17 protein-coding genes are annotated in these 16,013 nt (G+C 72.5%); 10 read left to right on the forward strand and 7 right to left on the reverse strand.

The features are described from left to right. The first annotated feature begins 9 nt into the window (after window positions 1-9). From ABD208_RS04080 to nagB, 4 genes are read left to right on the forward strand one after another with little or no spacing between them, the layout of a single operon-like run. On the forward strand, window positions 10-963 hold the full coding sequence (locus ABD208_RS04080; protein ID WP_344099751.1) for a carbohydrate ABC transporter permease: 954 nt from the start codon (window positions 10-12) through the stop codon (window positions 961-963). Beyond that, window positions 960-1,820, forward strand: a complete 861-nt coding sequence (locus tag ABD208_RS04085) for a carbohydrate ABC transporter permease (protein WP_344099753.1) — start codon at window positions 960-962, stop codon at window positions 1,818-1,820. Before ABD208_RS04080 ends, ABD208_RS04085 begins: the two co-directional genes overlap by 4 nt. Beyond that, on the forward strand, window positions 1,820-2,911 hold the full coding sequence (locus tag ABD208_RS04090) for an ROK family protein (RefSeq protein WP_344099756.1): 1,092 nt from the start codon (window positions 1,820-1,822) through the stop codon (window positions 2,909-2,911). The genes ABD208_RS04085 and ABD208_RS04090 overlap by 1 nt, the downstream gene beginning before the upstream one ends. Continuing rightward, window positions 2,899-3,678 carry a glucosamine-6-phosphate deaminase gene (gene nagB / locus ABD208_RS04095; protein ID WP_344099758.1) on the forward strand — a complete coding sequence of 260 codons (780 nt, stop codon included), beginning with the start codon at window positions 2,899-2,901 and terminating at the stop codon, window positions 3,676-3,678. Before ABD208_RS04090 ends, nagB begins: the two co-directional genes overlap by 13 nt. A gap of 161 nt (window positions 3,679-3,839) precedes the next feature. On the opposite strand, the gene ABD208_RS04100 is transcribed toward nagB, so the two are convergent. From ABD208_RS04100 to ABD208_RS04110, 3 genes are all read right to left on the reverse strand, one after another. Beyond that, complete coding sequence (locus ABD208_RS04100) at window positions 3,840-5,342, reverse strand: nicotinate phosphoribosyltransferase (RefSeq protein WP_344099760.1); 1,503 nt, start codon at window positions 5,340-5,342, stop codon at window positions 3,840-3,842. A gap of 168 nt (window positions 5,343-5,510) precedes the next feature. Next, window positions 5,511-7,343: a DEAD/DEAH box helicase gene (locus tag ABD208_RS04105; RefSeq protein ID WP_344099762.1), complete on the reverse strand. Its 1,833-nt coding sequence runs from the start codon at window positions 7,341-7,343 to the stop codon at window positions 5,511-5,513. After that, window positions 7,340-7,651 carry a DUF3039 domain-containing protein gene (locus ABD208_RS04110; protein ID WP_344099764.1) on the reverse strand — a complete coding sequence of 104 codons (312 nt, stop codon included), beginning with the start codon at window positions 7,649-7,651 and terminating at the stop codon, window positions 7,340-7,342. The genes ABD208_RS04105 and ABD208_RS04110 overlap by 4 nt, the downstream gene beginning before the upstream one ends. Window positions 7,652-7,928: 277 nt before the next feature. Between ABD208_RS04110 and ABD208_RS04115 the strand changes: the two genes are divergently transcribed. Continuing rightward, window positions 7,929-9,296: an AAA family ATPase gene (locus ABD208_RS04115; protein ID WP_344099766.1), complete on the forward strand. Its 1,368-nt coding sequence runs from the start codon at window positions 7,929-7,931 to the stop codon at window positions 9,294-9,296. Between the two features lie 148 nt (window positions 9,297-9,444). On the opposite strand, the gene ABD208_RS04120 is transcribed toward ABD208_RS04115, so the two are convergent. Together ABD208_RS04120 and clpS are read right to left on the reverse strand one after the other, a co-directional pair. Next, a complete protein-coding gene (locus ABD208_RS04120; RefSeq protein ID WP_344099768.1) occupies window positions 9,445-10,230 on the reverse strand; it encodes a DUF2017 family protein in 786 nt (261 codons plus the stop codon). Beyond that, window positions 10,227-10,568, reverse strand: a complete 342-nt coding sequence (gene clpS / locus ABD208_RS04125; RefSeq protein ID WP_344100029.1) for an ATP-dependent Clp protease adapter ClpS — start codon at window positions 10,566-10,568, stop codon at window positions 10,227-10,229. The genes ABD208_RS04120 and clpS overlap by 4 nt, the downstream gene beginning before the upstream one ends. A gap of 199 nt (window positions 10,569-10,767) precedes the next feature. Between clpS and murI the strand changes: the two genes are divergently transcribed. Both murI and ABD208_RS04135 read left to right on the forward strand, forming a co-directional pair. Continuing rightward, window positions 10,768-11,571, forward strand: a complete 804-nt coding sequence (murI, locus tag ABD208_RS04130; protein ID WP_344099770.1) for a glutamate racemase — start codon at window positions 10,768-10,770, stop codon at window positions 11,569-11,571. After that, a complete protein-coding gene (locus ABD208_RS04135; RefSeq protein ID WP_344099772.1) occupies window positions 11,571-12,401 on the forward strand; it encodes an MBL fold metallo-hydrolase in 831 nt (276 codons plus the stop codon). Before murI ends, ABD208_RS04135 begins: the two co-directional genes overlap by 1 nt. A gap of 15 nt (window positions 12,402-12,416) precedes the next feature. On the opposite strand, the gene ABD208_RS04140 is transcribed toward ABD208_RS04135, so the two are convergent. After that, window positions 12,417-12,686 (reverse strand): hypothetical protein, encoded by a 270-nt coding sequence (locus ABD208_RS04140; protein WP_344099774.1) that lies wholly within the window; start codon window positions 12,684-12,686, stop codon window positions 12,417-12,419. A 134-nt stretch (window positions 12,687-12,820) separates the two neighbouring features. Between ABD208_RS04140 and rph the strand changes: the two genes are divergently transcribed. Genes rph through rdgB form a run of 3 tightly spaced genes read left to right on the forward strand, consistent with a single transcriptional unit; the run spans window position 12,821 to window position 14,617 of the window. Then, window positions 12,821-13,588, forward strand: coding sequence for a ribonuclease PH (rph, locus tag ABD208_RS04145; protein ID WP_344099776.1), 768 nt, complete (start codon window positions 12,821-12,823; stop codon window positions 13,586-13,588). After that, window positions 13,585-13,980, forward strand: a complete 396-nt coding sequence (locus ABD208_RS04150; RefSeq protein WP_344099779.1) for a DUF3054 domain-containing protein — start codon at window positions 13,585-13,587, stop codon at window positions 13,978-13,980. Before rph ends, ABD208_RS04150 begins: the two co-directional genes overlap by 4 nt. A 1-nt stretch (window position 13,981) precedes the next feature. Further along, entirely contained in the window at window positions 13,982-14,617 is a 636-nt protein-coding gene (gene rdgB / locus ABD208_RS04155; RefSeq protein ID WP_344099781.1) for an RdgB/HAM1 family non-canonical purine NTP pyrophosphatase, read from the forward strand. A gap of 36 nt (window positions 14,618-14,653) precedes the next feature. Here rdgB and ABD208_RS04160 read toward each other — a convergent pair whose 3' ends face one another. Further along, window positions 14,654-15,826, reverse strand: a complete 1,173-nt coding sequence (locus ABD208_RS04160; protein WP_344099783.1) for a sulfotransferase family protein — start codon at window positions 15,824-15,826, stop codon at window positions 14,654-14,656. Between the last annotated feature and the right edge of the window lie 187 nt (window positions 15,827-16,013).

The following is a 16,013-nucleotide window of genomic DNA, read 5'->3' on the forward strand; positions in this document are numbered from 1 at the left end:
GCGTCCCTCATGACCCTCGCCACCGAACGCGCGGCCCCCGCGCCGCCGGCCGCGCCCCCGCCGGTGCGGCTCCGGCGCAAGACGCCGGTCGTCCCCTGGCTGCTGCTGGCCGGCCCCGTTCTGATCCTCGGCGTCCTGACCGGCTACCCGGTGCTGCGGATGCTGGTCATGTCCTTCCAGGAGTACGAGCGCGCCCAGGTGATGGGCCTGCCGCCGGAATGGGTGGGCCTCGACAACTACACGAAGGTGCTCGGCGACGCCGAGTTCTGGGAGGTGCTCGGCCGCAGCATCGTGTTCATGGTCGTCGCGGTGGTGCTGACGATGGTGTTCGGCACGCTGATCGCGCTGCTCATGATGCGGCTGCGCAAGGGCCTGCGCCTGCTCGTCGCCGTCGGCCTCCTGCTGGCCTGGTCGATGCCGCCGCTGAGCTCCACGACCATCTGGGGCTGGATCTTCGACACCGAGTACGGGCTGGTGAACAACCTGCTCACCCGGATCACGGGGGAGCGGTGGTTCGGCCACTCGTGGCTGCTCGACCCGATCGGCTTCTTCACGATCCTCACGTTCGTCATCGTGTGGGGCGCGATCCCGTTCGTGGCGTTCACGATGTACGCCGGGCTCAGCCAGATCCCCGGCGAGGTGCTGGAGGCCGCGCAGCTCGACGGCGCAGGCTCCTTCCAGCGCTTCCGGCTCGTCATGCTGCCGTACGTGCGCACCATCGTCACCGTGCTCGTGGTGCTCTCGATGATCTGGGACCTGAAGGTGTTCCCCCAGGTCTACGCGCTGCAGGACATCGGCGGCGACCGCGAGAAGACCAACACCATCGGCGTGTACATCTACCAGATGGGCATGGGCCAGGGGCACTTCGGGGTCGCCAGCGCCATCGCGTTCATCTTCACCGCGATCATGCTGCTGCTGTCGGTCTACTACGTGCGCCGCACGATCAAGGAGGAGGAACTGTGACCCGCAGATCACCCGCCCGGCGGGTCGCGGACGCCGGCTGGGGAGCCGTCGCCGTCGTCGTCTTCTGCCTGTTCGCCTTCCCCGTCTACTGGATGCTGAACACGTCGTTCCTGCCCAACGACAAGATCCGCGGCGAGGACATCGCGTTCTTCCCGACGCCCGACGTCTTCACGCTCGACAACTACCGCTCGGCGATGTTCAGCCAGGAGCGCGCCCCGTTCGAGCCCGCGGTGCTGAACTCGATCACGGTCACGGCCCTGACCCTCGTGGTCTGCCTCGTGCTGGGCTTCGTCGCGTCGATCGCGCTGACCCGGTTCTCGTTCAAGGGGCGGCGCACGTTCCTCGTGCTGATCCTGGTGGTCCAGATGATCCCGGGCGAGGCGATGATCATCTCGCTGTTCCGCATCATCGACGGCTGGGCGCTGATCAACTCGGTGATCGGGCTGTCGCTCATCTACATCGCGGGCGTGCTGCCCTTCACCATCTGGACGCTGCGCGGCTTCGTCGCGGGCGTGCCCAGGGAGCTGGAGGAGGCGGCCCAGATCGACGGCTGCTCCCCGGCGGGCGCGTTCTGGCGCGTCACCTTCCCGCTGCTGGCCCCGGGCCTGGTCGCGACGGGGATCTTCGCGTTCATCAACGCGTGGAACGAGTTCGTGATGGCATTGGTGATCATGCAGCGCCCCGAGGTGATGACCCTGACCCTGTGGCTGCGGACCTTCCTGTCGGTCACGCAGGCCACGAACTGGGGCGCGGTCATGGCGGGCGCGACGCTCGTCGCCGTCCCGGCGATCATCTTCTTCCTTCTCGTCCAGGGCCGGATGTCCGGCGGCCTGGTCGCCGGCGCGGTGAAAGGCTGATGAGCACCATCGAACAAGCAGCGGAGCGCCGCGAGGATCCCGGGTATACCGTCGGCCTGGACATCGGCGGCACCAAGATCCTCGGGGCGCTGCTCGACACGTCCGGCGCCGTCGTCGCGACCACGCGCCTGGCGACGGAACTCGGCCCCGACGGCGTCGTCCGCTCCGCCGCGCGTGCCGTCCGCGAGCTCGCGGACCCGGCCACGGTGGGCGGCGTCGGTCTGGGCATCCCCGGGATCATCGACGTCGCCGCCGGGACGGTCCGGCACGCGGTCAACCTCGGCATCGCCGACGAGCTGCCGCTCGCCGACCGGCTGTCCGCCGCGCTGGACGGCGTCCCCGTCGTCGTCGAGAACGACCTCAACGTCGCCGCCGTCGGTGCCGCCCACGTCCTGGAACGCGAGGCGATGTCCGACGACGCCGCGCGGGAACACGAGGATCTCGCGTTTCTCGCGCTCGGGACCGGGGTCGCCTCGGGGCTCGTGATGGACGGGCGGCTGCGGCGCGGGGTGACCGGCGCTGCCGGGGAGATCGGGCACGTGCCCATCGATCCGGCCGGGCCGGAGTGCCCGTGCGGCCAGCGCGGCTGCATCGAGACGTTCGTGTCGGGCACGGCGCTGGCGCAGGCCTGGCCCGCGCGGCACGGGAAGCCCGCGCCCGTGGAGCTGTTCGAGGCCGCGGCCTCCGGCGACGCCGAGGCGCTGCGGGTGCGGGCGCGGTTCGCCGACGCCGTCGCGGCCGCGGTGCGGCTGCTCGTGCTGACGGTCGACGTGCACTACGTGGTGCTGGGCGGGGGGGTGGCGCAGCTCGGCGAGCCGCTCCTTGATGTCGTCCGCGAGGCGCTCCGGGAACAGGCGAAGGTGTCCGGGTTCCTCGCGTCGCTCGAGCTGCCGGGGCGGGTGCGGCTGGCGCCGTCGGACATCCCGGTGGCGGCCGTCGGGGCCGCGGTGCTGGGCCGCCGCGACGAGGAGGCGGAGGCCGGGGGCGCGGCGTCGTCGTCGGACACGGCGTCGTCGTCGGGCAGGACGGCGTCGTCGGAGACGGACATGCGGGCCGATGACCGAGGGGGAGCGCTGACATGGAGGTCGTGATCGCGCCGGGCGACGAGCTCGCCCGGCTCGCCGCCGAGGCGATCGAGACGCTGCTGACCGGACGGCCGCAGGCCGTGCTGGGGCTGGCCACCGGGTCGAGCCCGCTCAAGGTGTACGACGAGCTGGCCCGGCGGCACAAGGACGGGCTCTCGTTCGCGCGGGCCAGGGCGTTCATGCTGGACGAGTACGTCGGGCTGCCGGACGACCACCCCGAGCGGTACCGCAACGTCATCGAGAAGGAGATCGCCTCGCGCGTCGACTTCGCGCCGGGCGCGGTCCGGGGCCCGGACGGCAACGCGGCGGACCTCGCGCGGGCCTGCGCGGACTACGAGGAGGCGATCGCCGCGGCCGGCGGCGTGGACCTGCAGCTGCTCGGGATCGGCACGGACGGGCACATCGCGTTCAACGAGCCCGGCTCGTCGCTCGCGTCGCGCACGCGCATCAAGACGCTCACCCGGCAGACCCGGCAGGACAACGCGCGCTTCTTCGGCGGCTCCGTCGACGACGTCCCGCGCCACTGCCTCACCCAGGGCCTGGCCACGATCATGTCGGCGCGGCACCTGGTGCTGCTCGCGACGGGCCGGGCCAAGGCGGAGGCGGTCCACCAGCTCGTGGAGGGCCCCGTCTCGGCGATGTGGCCGGCCACGATCATGCAGCTCCACCCGCACGCCACGATCCTGGTGGACGCCGCCGCGGCAAGCCGCCTGCAACTAGCGGACTACTACCGCGAGACCTACGCGGCGAAGCCGGAGTGGCAAACCCTCTGACCCGTCTGATCCCATCCCCGGCCCCCTCCGCGGGCTGAGGTGAGGTCAGTAGCAGATCGAATCCATGCGAAGTCGGGATTCCCGGCCCCAACGTGCTACTGAGGCCCACCCAGTACCCCCCCGGCCGGGGGAGGGGGTTGAGGTGGTGGTGGGGGTTCCGGTCAGTGGGTCAGGGGGAGGTCCGTCGTCGGGACCGCCGGTTCGCCCCAGGAGAGGCGGCGGGCGCCGCGAGGTAGCTCGGAGCGGGCGTTGGCGTGGGCGCGGGCCGCGTTCTCGACGCCGTACGCACCCACCCAGCGCGAGTCCACCGCGCCCGCCACCACCAGGGGCGCGTGCAGCTGGCGCAGGTCGCGGGTGTCGGGGGTCCAGGCGGCCACCAGCTCGTCCGGACCGGTGACCAGCACCTCCTCGGTCGCCCGGCCGTCCGGCCCGTACCGCCGGCCCGCGGCCTTGCGGCCGCCCCGCGACTTCTTGCCCGACGACGTCTTCTCGACCGGTTCCAGCAGCCCCGCGGAGTTCTCGCGGGCCACCAGCTTGTAGACCATCCCGCAGGTCGGCGCCCCGGACCCCGTCACGAGCCGCGTCCCGACGCCGTAGGAGTCCACCGGCGCGGCCGCGAGGCCCGCGATCGCGTACTCGTCGAGGTCGGAGGTCACCACGATCCTGGCCTCCGTGGCCCCCAGCTCGTCGAGCCGCTTGCGCACGTCCACGGCGAGCCCGCCCAGGTCGCCCGAGTCGAGCCGCACCGCGCCCAGCCCCGTCCCGGCGGCCTCGACCGCGTTCTCCACGCCGCGCATCACGTCGAACGTGTCGACCAGCAGGGTCGTGCCCGGGCCGAACGCCGCGACCTGGGAGCGGAAGGCCGAGAGCTCGTCGTCGTGCAGCAGCGTGAACGCGTGCGCGGCCGTGCCGATCGTGGGCAGGCCGTACCGCATGCCCGCCTCGAGGTTGGAGGTGCCGGCGAAGCCGGCGATGACGGCCGCGCGCGACGCGGCGATCGCCGCCTGCTCGTGCGCGCGCCGGGAACCCATCTCCAGCACCGGCCGGTCCACGGCAGCGCTCGTCATGCGCGACGCCGCCGACGCGACCGCCGAGTCGTAGTTGAGGATCGACAGCACGAGGGTCTCCAGCAGCACCGCCTCGGCGAACGTGCCCTCCACCTGCAGCACGGGAGAACCGGGGAAGAACATCTCACCCTCGGCGTAGCCCTGGATCGAGCCGTTGAACCGGTAGTTCGCGAGGTACTCCAGGGTGGGTGCGTCGACGATGCGCTCGCGTTCCAGGTAGCGCAGCTCGTCGTCCCCGAACCGGAAGTGCGGCAGCGCTTCCAGCACCCGCCCGGTCCCGGCGAGGACGCCGTACCGGCGGCCCGCCGCCAGCCGGCGGGTGAAGACCTCGAAGACGCAGTGCCGGTGCGCTGTGCCGTCGGCGAGGGCGGCCTGCAGCATGGTCAGTTCGTAGCGGTCCGTCAGCAGCGCGACCGACGGCCGTGCCGCCGGGCGCGGCGCCGCGGGGAAGTCCGCGGGAAGTGGCGGCCGGCCCTGAGGGGACACAGTGTCCGAGGAGATGTCCGCCGAGAGGTCCGACGACGTTGTCGGCTCGACGAGGCGCAGGGCAGGCCAGTCGGTGTGCGGGGCGACGATGCCCCGGGGCTCGCTGGTCATAGGGCAACGGTATGGCCTGCGGCCCGGCTCGGCCGGTCGAAAACACAGCTTCCTCGCACTCGTCTCACGATCCGGCCCCGTGCTGTTCATCACGGGTGTCCGTCACGTCCCGCCGGGGACCAGGCTGTGGTCAGCCTGGGTTCAGCCCGACCCCGGCGTGGGAACCGCTCATCTCGTGCCGACGAACCACCGCCGGATCCTGGTGACCCGCTCCTCCAGCTGCGCCGAGGTCGCGAGCGGGACCTCCGGCCCGCCGCACTCGCGCCGCAGGCGCGTGTGGACGACGCCGTGCGGCTCGCCCGACCTCTTGGACCACGCGCCCACCAGCTTGGACAGCTCCTTGCGCAGCTCGCCCGCGCGCCGGTGCTCGTGCTCTGCCTGCTCGGCGGCCCGTTCGCGGTCGGTCGGCGCGTCGGCCGGCGTCGTGTCCGACGTCGCGGCCTTCTTGCGCGCCTTGAGCTGGTCCGCCTGCCGCTGGCGCAGCAGCGTGGTGACCTGATCCGGCTCGAGCAGGCCGGGCAGGCCGAGGAAGTCCAGCTCCTCGGCGGAGCCGGCGTCCGCGCCCGTGCCGTACTCGCCGCCGTCGAACAGCACGCGGTCGAAGGAGGCCTGCGAGTCCAGCGCCTCGAACGTGCCCTGCAGCTCGCCCGACGCCTTCTCCTCGCGGTTCGCGGCGGCCAGCAGCGCGGCCTCCGGGTCGTACTCGATGCCCTGTTCCTCGGGGGTGGAGGGCCGGTCGAGCGCGTGGTCGCGCTCCAGCTCCAGCCCGCCCGCGAGCTCCAGCAGCGGCGCGACCGACGGCAGGAACACCGACGCCGTCTCCCCGCGCGAGCGGGCACGCACGAACCGGCCCACGGCCTGCGCGAAGAACAGCGGGGTCGACGTGGACGTCGCGTACACGCCGACGGCGAGCCGGGGCACGTCGACGCCCTCGGACACCATCCGCACCGCGACCATCCAGCGGTCGTCCGAGGACGTGAACTCCTCGATGCGGCCGGACGCCCCGGCGTCGTCGGACAGCACCACGACCGGGCGCTGCCCGGTGATCTCGTGCAGGTGCTGGGCGTACGCGCGGGCGGTGGTCTGGTCGGTGGCGATGACCAGGCCGCCGGCGTCGGGGACGGCGCGGCGCACCTCGGCCAGGCGCTTGTCGGCGGCGCGCAGCACGCTCGGGATCCACTCGCCCTCCGGGTCCAGGGCGGTGCGCCAGGCCTGGGCGGTCATGTCCTTGGTCATGGCCTCGCCCAGGCGCGCGGAGACCTCGTCGCCCGCGCGGGTGCGCCAGCGCATGTCGCCGGAGTAGGTCAGGAACAGGACCGGGCGCACGACGTGGTCCCGCAGGGCGTCGCCGTAGCCGTACGTGAAGTCCGCCTTCGAGCGGCGGATGCCGTCGCGGTCCTCCTCGTAGACCACGAACGGGATCGGGGACGTGTCGCTGCGGAACGGCGTGCCGGTCAGGGCCAGGCGGCGCGTGGCGTCGTCGAACGCCTCGCGGACGGCGTCGCCCCAGCTCAGGGCGTCGCCGCCGTGGTGCACCTCGTCGAGGATCACGAGAGTGCGGGCGGCGTCCGTGCGGGCGCGGTGCAGCGCGGGGTTGGCCGCGACCTGGGCATAGGTCAGCGCGACGCCGTCGTAGTGCGAGCCGTGCCGGCCCTGCGCGTTGGTGAAGTTCGGGTCGATGCCGACGCCGACGCGCGCGGCGGCGTCGGCCCACTGGTGCTTGAGGTGCTCGGTCGGCGCGACGACGGTGACGCGGCGCACGATCCCGGCCTCGAGGAGCTCGGTGGCGATGCGCAGGGCGAACGTCGTCTTGCCGGCGCCGGGCGTGGCGACGGCGAGGAAGTCGCGCGGGGCCTTCTCGCGGTAGAGCTCCAGCGCCGCGGCCTGCCAGGCGCGCAGGTTCGACGCCGTACCCCAGGGGGCACGGCGCGGGAACGCGGGACTCAGGTGCGATGCGGCCGCAGACGACGGTGTGCGCGGAAGCTGCGGCGTGTTGGTCACGTGCCGGAACCGCCCCCGGAGTCCTTGCCGCCGGAGCCGCCGGGCTTCAGGCCCTCGTAGATCTCCTTGCACTTCGGGCACACGGGGAACTTGCTCGGGTCGCGGCCCGGCACCCAGACCTTGCCGCAGAGGGCGACCACCGGCTTGCCGGACAGCGCCGAGTCCATGATCTTCTTCTTGCTGGCGTAGTGCGCGAAGCGTTCGTGGTCCCCCGGCTCGGCCTGCTCGCGGGTCTCCTCGCGCTCGAGAAGGCCGGTGGAGCCGCTGGTCCGGGGATCGTCTGGCGGGCTCGAGAGGGGGTCGCTCATGACGGGAAGTCTACTGACCCCCACTGACATCGACGAGAGATGAGGCGGAGGGTGAGGGCCGCGGAACGCGCCGTGGACGCACGACGGCGCGGCACCCGCCCGGAGCCGGATCCGAGGAGACGGCAGCGGCAGGCACCGCCGGCCGCCGGGCAGGCGATGCGAACATACGTGCCGGTCTGTGTGACACTCGACGCCGTCGTGGTACCGCCGAATCTGCCCTGCCGCCATGCCACGTTTCGGCCTTTACCAGGCCGTTCCCGGCTGGTAAACATCGTCGGTGAGCACACGAGACGAGAGGATCGCTCTGAACAACGCTTCCGGCCCGGAGAACTCCGGGCTGACCCCTGAACCGCACCCCGCGCCCGCCTGGCCGGACCTCGGCCCGCACGACGAGGCGGCCCGCGCCGCCGTCGCCGGGATCGCCGCCCTGCTCGGGCGCCCGATCCCGGAGAAGGAGACCGAGCCCCGGACGGCGTCGGAATGGCTCGCCCGCACCTGGAAGGTGAACGAGGCGGTCCTGGAGACCGTGTCGCGGCCCGTGTCGCCCGTGCTGCACCTGCTGTACGGCTTCGTGCTGGGCCGCTGGATCGCCGCGCACGCCGACGAGGTCACGCAGCGCGGGCCGGAGCGCCGGGCGCCGCAGATGGCCCGGCTGGACCTCGGCTCCGGGACCGGCGTGACCGTCCCGACCGCGGGGACCGTGCTCTTCCCGGCCGGGACCCGCGACGAGCAGCCCGTCGCGATCGAGACCGGCTACCAGTTCGGGGACCCGTTCCTCACCGCGCACGCGATGCCGGGACACCGGGACGTCGCGGAGCGGGCGCTCGACGCCCTGTCCGCGGATCTCGCCGCCGACCACCCGTACCGCGGGCGCACGCTCCAGGCCGCCGCCCCCGGCAGGCTCACGATCAAGCCCGTCACGCCGACGCCGCAGGGCCGCGCGGATCTCGTGCTGCCGCGCGAGGTGTGGCACGAGGTCGACCTGTTCTGCGCGGGGGTCACGACGCGCCGCGACACGCTGCGCGCGCTCGGGCACTCGACGTCGCGCGGGCTGCTGCTGGCCGGGCCGCCCGGGGTGGGCAAGACGAAGCTCGCCCGGGTGATCGCCACGGAGCTCAAGGGCACCCTCACCGTCGTGCTGGTGACCGCCGACGTGCTGCGCACCTGGATGACCGAGCTCTACGAGGAGGTCCGCACGCTCGGGCCGTGCCTCGTGGTGCTGGAGGAGATCGACTCGGTGGGCGGCAAGGACAGCCGCGGCTCCACGAGCTTCGGCGAGTTCCTCGACGCGCTCGACGGTGCTCGCACCACCGACGACGTCCTGACCGTGGCCACCACGAACGACCCGGGCTCCCTCGACCCGGCGGTCAAGCGACCCGGCCGGTTCGACACCATCCTGGAGGTCCCGCCGCCCGACGCCGAGGGCCGCAAGGCGATCCTCGACCTGTACCTGCCGCCCCGGGCCGGGGTGGACACCGGGCTGGTCTCGTCGTTCCTCGACGGCGCCACCGGCGCGGACCTCCGCGAGGTCGCCCGGCGCTCCCTGCTGGAGCACGGCGCGGACGAGCTCACCACGGACCAGGTCCTGGACATCGCCACCTCGGGCCGCTGGAAGCCGGCCCCGGTCGCGGGCAACTACCTGTGACGACCGAGCCCCAGGGGACCGCCGCCGTGCGGGGAGCTCACGCCTGGGGCGACGGGCGCCGCCGGCGCATCGCACGACCGGGCGACGGCTGACCGGACGATCCGGCCGGCCGAATCGACCGGTGCCGGCGACGGCGAACGGCTCGCTCTCAGTTGTCCTCGAGCGGACGTGGCCGTCCTCGTAGGTCCGCGATCATGACCTCCATCAGGGTCTCCAGCGCGAACCCCGCGGCCACGAACACGCCCGACCAGAACCGGCGCGCGGCCCGTCCGTCGGCCGCGACCGGGATCTCCTTGCCGAGCTGCTGGTCCCACATCACCTGGTCCGTGAGCGAGTTGACGTCGTCGTCGGACTCCAGGCCGAGGCGCTGCGCGATGACCAGGCGCAGGTCGGTGAGCGCCCCCGCCACCGACTCGGCGGACTCGCGCGAGACCCGCACCGGCGGCGGGGCGCCGTGCTTGCCGAGGGCCTGCCACGGCGCCTTCTCCGGTTCCGGGTCCTCCTCGGAGACCGGCGGTTCCAGCAGGTCGGCGAACGCCTCGAGCCGCTCGGCCTTCTCGCGCGCCAGGTCGTTCTGCGTGAACCGGCGGAACTCGGCCGCCACGGCCGCGTCCTCCTTGCTCGCGTCCGGGAGCAGGCGGCGCACCGCGGGATCCTGCGGCGTCGGGCCGACCGACGAGATGCCCGTCAGCTTCGCGAGGTCGCCGTCGGTGATCTCGTCGGGCGCGAGCAGGCCCTTGTTCCACACCCGCGTGGTGCTGCCGGTGTGCGGGGCGGGCTTGTCGTTCGGGTCGGGATCGGGGGCCGCCGAGGGCAGGCCGGTCTCGGCCCGGACCATCTCCGCGACGTCCCGCGCCACGCGCGCCAGCACGGCCCGCTCGACGGGGTCCATCCGCGACTCGTAGCCGCGCCGCATCGCGCGGAACGGCGTCATGCCGCGCCCTGACCCGTGCCGGACCCGGACTCCTGCAGCGTCGCCCACAGCCCGAACCCGTGCATCGCCTGCACGTCCACCTCCATGCGCTCCCTGCCCCCGCTGGACACGACCGCCCGGCCGTCGTTGTGCACCTGCATCATGAGCTTGTGGGCCTTGGCCGTCGGGTAGCCGAAGTAGCTCTCGAAGACGTAGGTCACGTAGGACATGAGGTTGACCGGGTCGTTCCAGACGATGGTCACCCACGGATCGGCCAGCTCCTGGGCCGCGTCCTGAGCGGTTTCCTCACTTGTGGCAGTCCTGGCCGAGACCGATCCCGCGGGCGCGGAGCGGGGCATCTGCGCGGCGGAGATTGTCACCCCCCTACCTTATCTAGTAGCTGGGGTGGGATTCACCTTCCGAGGAGGGCGTTCCCGGGCGGTACCGGTCGTCCGGCGCGCCCGTTCCCGCCCGTTCTGAGGCAACGTGGCAGGCGTCACCCGTATCACGTGGCGTCGGTAACGGATCGGACACACCCGCGCGGTTAGCATCGCACCCGTGAACGACGCGCCCATCGGCATCTTCGACTCCGGCCTCGGCGGCCTCACGGTCACGCGCGCCATCCTCGACCAGCTGCCCAACGAGCAGGTCCGCTACCTCGGCGACAACGCGAACGCCCCCTACGGCCCCAAGCCGCTGGGCGCGATCCGCGCCATGGCGCTCGACGTCATGGACAGGCTGGTCGCCGACGGCGTGAAGATGCTGGTCATCGCGTGCAACACCGCGGCGTCGGTCGCGCTGCGCGACGCGCGGGAGCGGTACACCGACCGGCACGGCATCCCCGTGATCGAGGTCATCCTGCCCGCCGCCCGGGCCGCCGTGCACGCGACCCGCTCGGGCAAGATCGGCGTGATCGCCACGAAGTCCACGGTGCAGTCGCTCGCGTACGACGACGCCTTCCACGTCACCCCGGGCCTGCAGATCATCACGCAGGCCTGCCCGGAGTTCGTGCGGCTCGTCGAGGAGGGCAGGACGTCGGGCGACGAGGTGATGAAGTACGCCCGCGAGTACCTCGACCCCGTCAAGGCCGCCGGGGTCGACACGCTCGTGCTCGGCTGCACGCACTACCCGCTCCTGCGCGGCGCGATCAGCTACGTGATGGGCGACGACGTCACGCTGGTGTCGTCCGCCGACGAGACCGCCAAGGACGTCTACCGCAAGCTCGTCGAGCACGGCCTGGAACGGTCCGCCGGCGCGGGCGCCCCCGTGCACACGTTCCTGACCACCGGCGAGCCCGCGCGCGTCCAGCCGCTCGCGCACCGGTTCCTCGGCCCCGAGGTCGCACTGGTGGAGGCCGTCTGATGCGACTGATCACCCTCGGCGTCTCCGGCTCGGGCCCGGGGCCCGGGTCCCCGGCGTCGTCGTACCTCGTGCAGGTGTCGGCGGCCGAGGCCGCCGCGGCCGGTTTCGAGGCCCGTGACTGGACGGTCGTCATGGATCTCGGCAACGGCGCGTTCGGGGCGCTGCAGCGCGTCGTCGACCCGTTCGACGTCGACGCCGTCGCCATCTCCCACCTGCATCCGGACCACTGCGCCGACCTCTCGGGCATGTACGTCTACCTGCGCTACCACCCCGAGCACGGGTCGCTGAAGCACGGCAAGGGGAAGAGCCTGCCCGTGTGGTCGCCGTCGGCGACGGCGCAGCAGGCCGCCCGTGCCTACGGGCTGAGCGAGGGCGAGACGATGGACGCCGACTACGACTTCCGTTCCTGGGCCGAGGGCGCGCCCGTGCGGGTCGGGCCGCTGACGCTGGAGGCGTTCCGGGTGTTCCACCCGGCCGAGGCGTGGGGGATCCGCGTGACGGGCCCGAGCACGCTGCGCCCGGACGAGCGTGCGGTCATCGCGTACTCGGGCGACACGGACTACTGCGACGGCGTGGTCGCGCTCGCGCGCGACGCCGATCTGCTGCTCTGCGAGGCGGCGTTCGTCGAGGGCAGGGACGACGACGTCGCGCCGGGCGTGCACCTCACCGGGAGGCGCGCGGGCCGCGTGGCGCACGAGTCGGGCGCGCACCGGCTGCTGCTGACGCACCTGCCGGTGTGGAACGAGCCGGCGATCTCGCTGGCGGAGGCGCGGGACGAGTACGACGGCGACGTGCGGCTGGCGCAGCCCGGGGCCACGTACACGGTCTGACCCCGGGCGGGTCGCTCAGGCCGACACGGTCAGCTTGGTCCGGGTGGCGCCGGAGAGCGGATCGGTGGCGATCACCGTGCAGTCGGTGCCCTCACGGACCTCCGGCACGACGAGGACCGTGGCGAAGGCGCCCGTGTGATCGGCCGAGGTGCGGTGGGACAGGATCGAGTGGCCGTCGGGCGTGCGGAGCTCGACCGTGACGGACGCGTCGGCGGTGAACCCGTTCCCGGCCACGGCGACCGTGTCCAGCGAGCAGACCCGCCCCGGCTGCAAAGTGATTTTCAAGTGTTCCCCTTGTTCCCGAGATTTCTTCCCACCAGGGCAGCAGGAGTGAACGGCATTCGCACCACGTCGCTGTGATCATGCGCACGCGAACGGCGGCGCAGCCCAGCGCACCCACTCGGCGTAGGCTTTCGCACGTGACCACCAGTGCCTCGACCTCCGCCGTCACGCGCGCCGACGGCCGCGCCACCGACCAGCTCCGCCCCGTCAGGATCACCCGCGGCTGGCTCGACCACGCCGAGGGTTCCGTGCTCGTCGAGTTCGGGCGTACCCGGGTGCTGTGCGCGGCATCGTTCGAGGAGGGCGTGCCGCGCTGGCGCAAGGGTTCCGGCGAGGGCTGGGTGACCGCAGAGTACGCGATGCTGCCGCGCGCGACGAACACCCGTTCAGGGCGTGAGTCCGTCAAGGGCAAGATCGGCGGGCGCACCCACGAGATCTCGCGCCTCGTGGGCCGCTCGCTGCGCGCCGTCGTGGACATGTCCGCCCTCGGGGAGAACTCGATCGTGCTCGACTGCGACGTCCTGCAGGCCGACGGCGGCACCCGCACCGCCGCGATCACCGGCGCCTACGTGGCGCTCGCCGACGCCGTGGCCTGGGGCCAGCGGCACGGCCACATCACCTCGCGCGGCAAGCCCGTGCTGACGGACTCGGTGTCGGCGATCTCGGTGGGCGTCATCGACGGCGTCCCGATGCTCGACCTGCCCTACGAGGAGGACGTGCGCGCCGACACCGACATGAACGTCGTGGTCACGGGCCGGGGCAAGTTCGTCGAGGTGCAGGGCACCGCCGAGCACGCCCCGTTCGACCGCGCCGAGCTCGACTCGCTCCTCGACCTCGCGATCGCGGGCACCGCCGAGCTCGCGACGATCCAGGCCGCGGCCCTCGCCCAGGAGCTCGGTTCGTGACCGTGTCCGACGGCGCCCCGGGACGCGTCCCGGTCGCCCCGGCGATCGTGGCCGACGCCGTCGCCGTGCTGACCTTCGCGATCATCGGCATGAACACCCACGGCACGCTGCTGCTGGAACTGGGCCGCGTCGTCTGGCCCTTCGCCGTCGGCGCGGCCGCCGGCTGGGCGTGGACCCGGGCCTGGCGCGACCCGTCCCGCCTCTGGCCCGCCGGCGTCTGCATCTGGTTCACGACGGTGATCGTCGGCATGATCCTGCGCATCGTCACCGGCGGCGCCTTCGTCCCGACGTTCCTCCTGGTGACCACCCTGTTCCTCGGCATCACCATGCTCGGCTGGCGCGCCCTGGTCACGGCCCTGCGCCGCAACCTCGACCGCAGGTCGGAGGCCTGAGATGAACACCGCCCGCCTGGTCATCGCCACCCACAACCGCAAGAAGCTCGTGGAGCTCCACGCCATCCTCGCGGCGGCCGGCGTCGACCTGCCCGACGGCGAGCTGGTCACCTCCGGCGACATCGGCGCCCCGGAACCGGTCGAGGACGGCATCACCTTCGAGGAGAACGCCCTCATCAAGGCCCGGGCCGTCTGCCGGTCCACCGGCCTGCCCGCGGTGGCGGACGACTCCGGCCTCGCCGTCGACGTCCTGGGCGGCGCGCCCGGCATCTTCTCCGCCCGCTGGTCCGGCCGGCACGGCGACGACCAGGCCAACCTCGACCTGCTCCTGGCCCAGCTCGCCGACGTCCGCCCCGAGCACCGCTCGGCGGCCTTCGTCTGCGCCGCGGCCCTGGTCACCCCGGACGGCACCGAGGAGGTCCGCCGGGGCGAGATGCGCGGCACCCTGACCGCGGCCCCCCGGGGTACCCACGGTTTCGGCTACGACCCGATCCTGGTCCCGCAGGACCAGCCGGCCTCGTCGTCCCCGCTCACTTCCGCGGAACTCGACCCGGCCGTCAAGAACTCCATCAGCCACCGGGGCAAGGCCTTCCGCTCCCTCGCGCCGGTGATCCTGGGCCGGCTCGCCGTGCGGTAGGGCCCAGGTCGCCCACCCGGCGACCTGGGCCCCGCCTCACGACCCGGCCGACGGCGGGATCTTGTACCCGGCGAACGCCGCGGCCACCTGGAACTCGTCCAGCCCGTAGCGCTCCAGCGTGTACTTGTGCCCCGTGTGGTGCGGCCTGTCCCGGGCCACGGCGAGGTTCGCGTCGTCGGCCTCGGTCCACCGCATGCCCAGCTGCTCGAACACCCCGTGCATCATCTTCTCCGGCTCCTCGACCAGGTCGTTGTAGGAGACGTCGACCATCACGCCCTCGTCGAGCCGCTCGCGCTGCTTGATCGCCTTCTCCACGCCGCGCGACGTCAGGTCCAGCCACTCCGCGCCGATCGCGTTCAGGTCCACCGTTCCCTCGACGTAGTGCATGTGCCGCAGCACCTCGGACATCGAGCAGCCCGACGCCAGCGCCTTGCCGGGCGCGCGGTGCGTCCAGACGAACTGCGCGTCGGGGAACGCATTGAGGATCTCCGGCATCCGCCACAGGTCCGCCGGGTGCTTGAGCACCCAGCGCCGCGGCTCCTGCCCGTACGACATCACCTGCAGGGCCTCGCGCAGCAGCACGTAGTCGCTCGTGAGGTCGGCGCCCTCGACCCAGGCGCGGTACGCCGGCACCGACGCCGCCGACGTGTGCATCTCCGAGTGGTCGCGCAGGAAGAAGTCCTCCTCCTCGCTCGTCGGGATGAGCGGGTGCACCTGCGACCAGTCGCGGCTGAACTTGTCCATGATCGACAGCCGCTTGGTGGTGGCCGCGATGATCTTCTCCTGCTGGGCCGGGTCGGTGACCGGCAGCCCGAGGTTGAGCATCTCCCACAGCAGCGGGCCCCGGTTGCCGACCGAACGGGAGATGAGGTTGTAGGTGAACGTGGTGCCCGTGCGGGGCAGGCCGATCACGAAGATCGGGGCCGGCACCGGCTGGTCCTTCACGTCCGGGTGCGTGCGCTGGAGGTCCCGGACGACGACCCGGTTCAGGATCCGGCTCTGCACCCCCTCCTGGACCGTTCGCCAGCCGAACGGGCTCAGATCCGGGTTCGCCGCGTTCGCCCGCAGCAGGAGCCGGAGCGGCTCCAGGGCGGCGAGGTCGTCGTCGCCGAGCGGGGCGCGCCCGCGCTGCGCGGTGGCCAGCAGCTTGTCGAAGGCGGCGTCGGGATCGTTGCGCGTGCGCATCCCCGGGCGGAGAAGCACGTTCATCATGCGGAGCATGGGCGGGGCTTGGGACATGGCGAACATACTGCCTATATGTGCAGGTCAACACAAGGGGGAACACCGTGTTCGGGTGAATTTCTTGTTTTCGGGGTGTTGCCGCGTCGAAGTATGCCCTAGTGAGAGCTGTTCGCGAACCCTTGCGCGTCCGCGACAGGAGAAGTTTCCCCGGGCC

This window comes from Myceligenerans crystallogenes, from assembly GCF_039529775.1.
In the GTDB taxonomy this organism is placed as follows: domain Bacteria; phylum Actinomycetota; class Actinomycetes; order Actinomycetales; family Cellulomonadaceae; genus Myceligenerans; species Myceligenerans crystallogenes.

What these genes read in the sequence shown, in the direction of transcription:
- ABD208_RS04080 (WP_344099751.1), top strand. Translation starts at nt 10, where the DNA reads ATGACCCTCGCCACCGAACGCGCGGCCCCCGCGCCGCCGGCCGCGCCC.
- ABD208_RS04090 (WP_344099756.1), top strand. Translation starts at nt 1,820, where the DNA reads ATGAGCACCATCGAACAAGCAGCGGAGCGCCGCGAGGATCCCGGGTAT.
- nagB (WP_344099758.1), top strand. Translation starts at nt 2,899, where the DNA reads ATGGAGGTCGTGATCGCGCCGGGCGACGAGCTCGCCCGGCTCGCCGCC.
- ABD208_RS04100 (WP_344099760.1), bottom strand. Translation starts at nt 5,342, where the DNA reads ATGACCAGCGAGCCCCGGGGCATCGTCGCCCCGCACACCGACTGGCCT.
- ABD208_RS04110 (WP_344099764.1), bottom strand. Translation starts at nt 7,651, where the DNA reads ATGAGCGACCCCCTCTCGAGCCCGCCAGACGATCCCCGGACCAGCGGC.
- ABD208_RS04120 (WP_344099768.1), bottom strand. Translation starts at nt 10,230, where the DNA reads ATGACGCCGTTCCGCGCGATGCGGCGCGGCTACGAGTCGCGGATGGAC.
- clpS (WP_344100029.1), bottom strand. Translation starts at nt 10,568, where the DNA reads ATGCCCCGCTCCGCGCCCGCGGGATCGGTCTCGGCCAGGACTGCCACA.
- ABD208_RS04135 (WP_344099772.1), top strand. Translation starts at nt 11,571, where the DNA reads ATGCGACTGATCACCCTCGGCGTCTCCGGCTCGGGCCCGGGGCCCGGG.
- rdgB (WP_344099781.1), top strand. Translation starts at nt 13,982, where the DNA reads ATGAACACCGCCCGCCTGGTCATCGCCACCCACAACCGCAAGAAGCTC.
- ABD208_RS04160 (WP_344099783.1), bottom strand. Translation starts at nt 15,826, where the DNA reads ATGAACGTGCTTCTCCGCCCGGGGATGCGCACGCGCAACGATCCCGAC.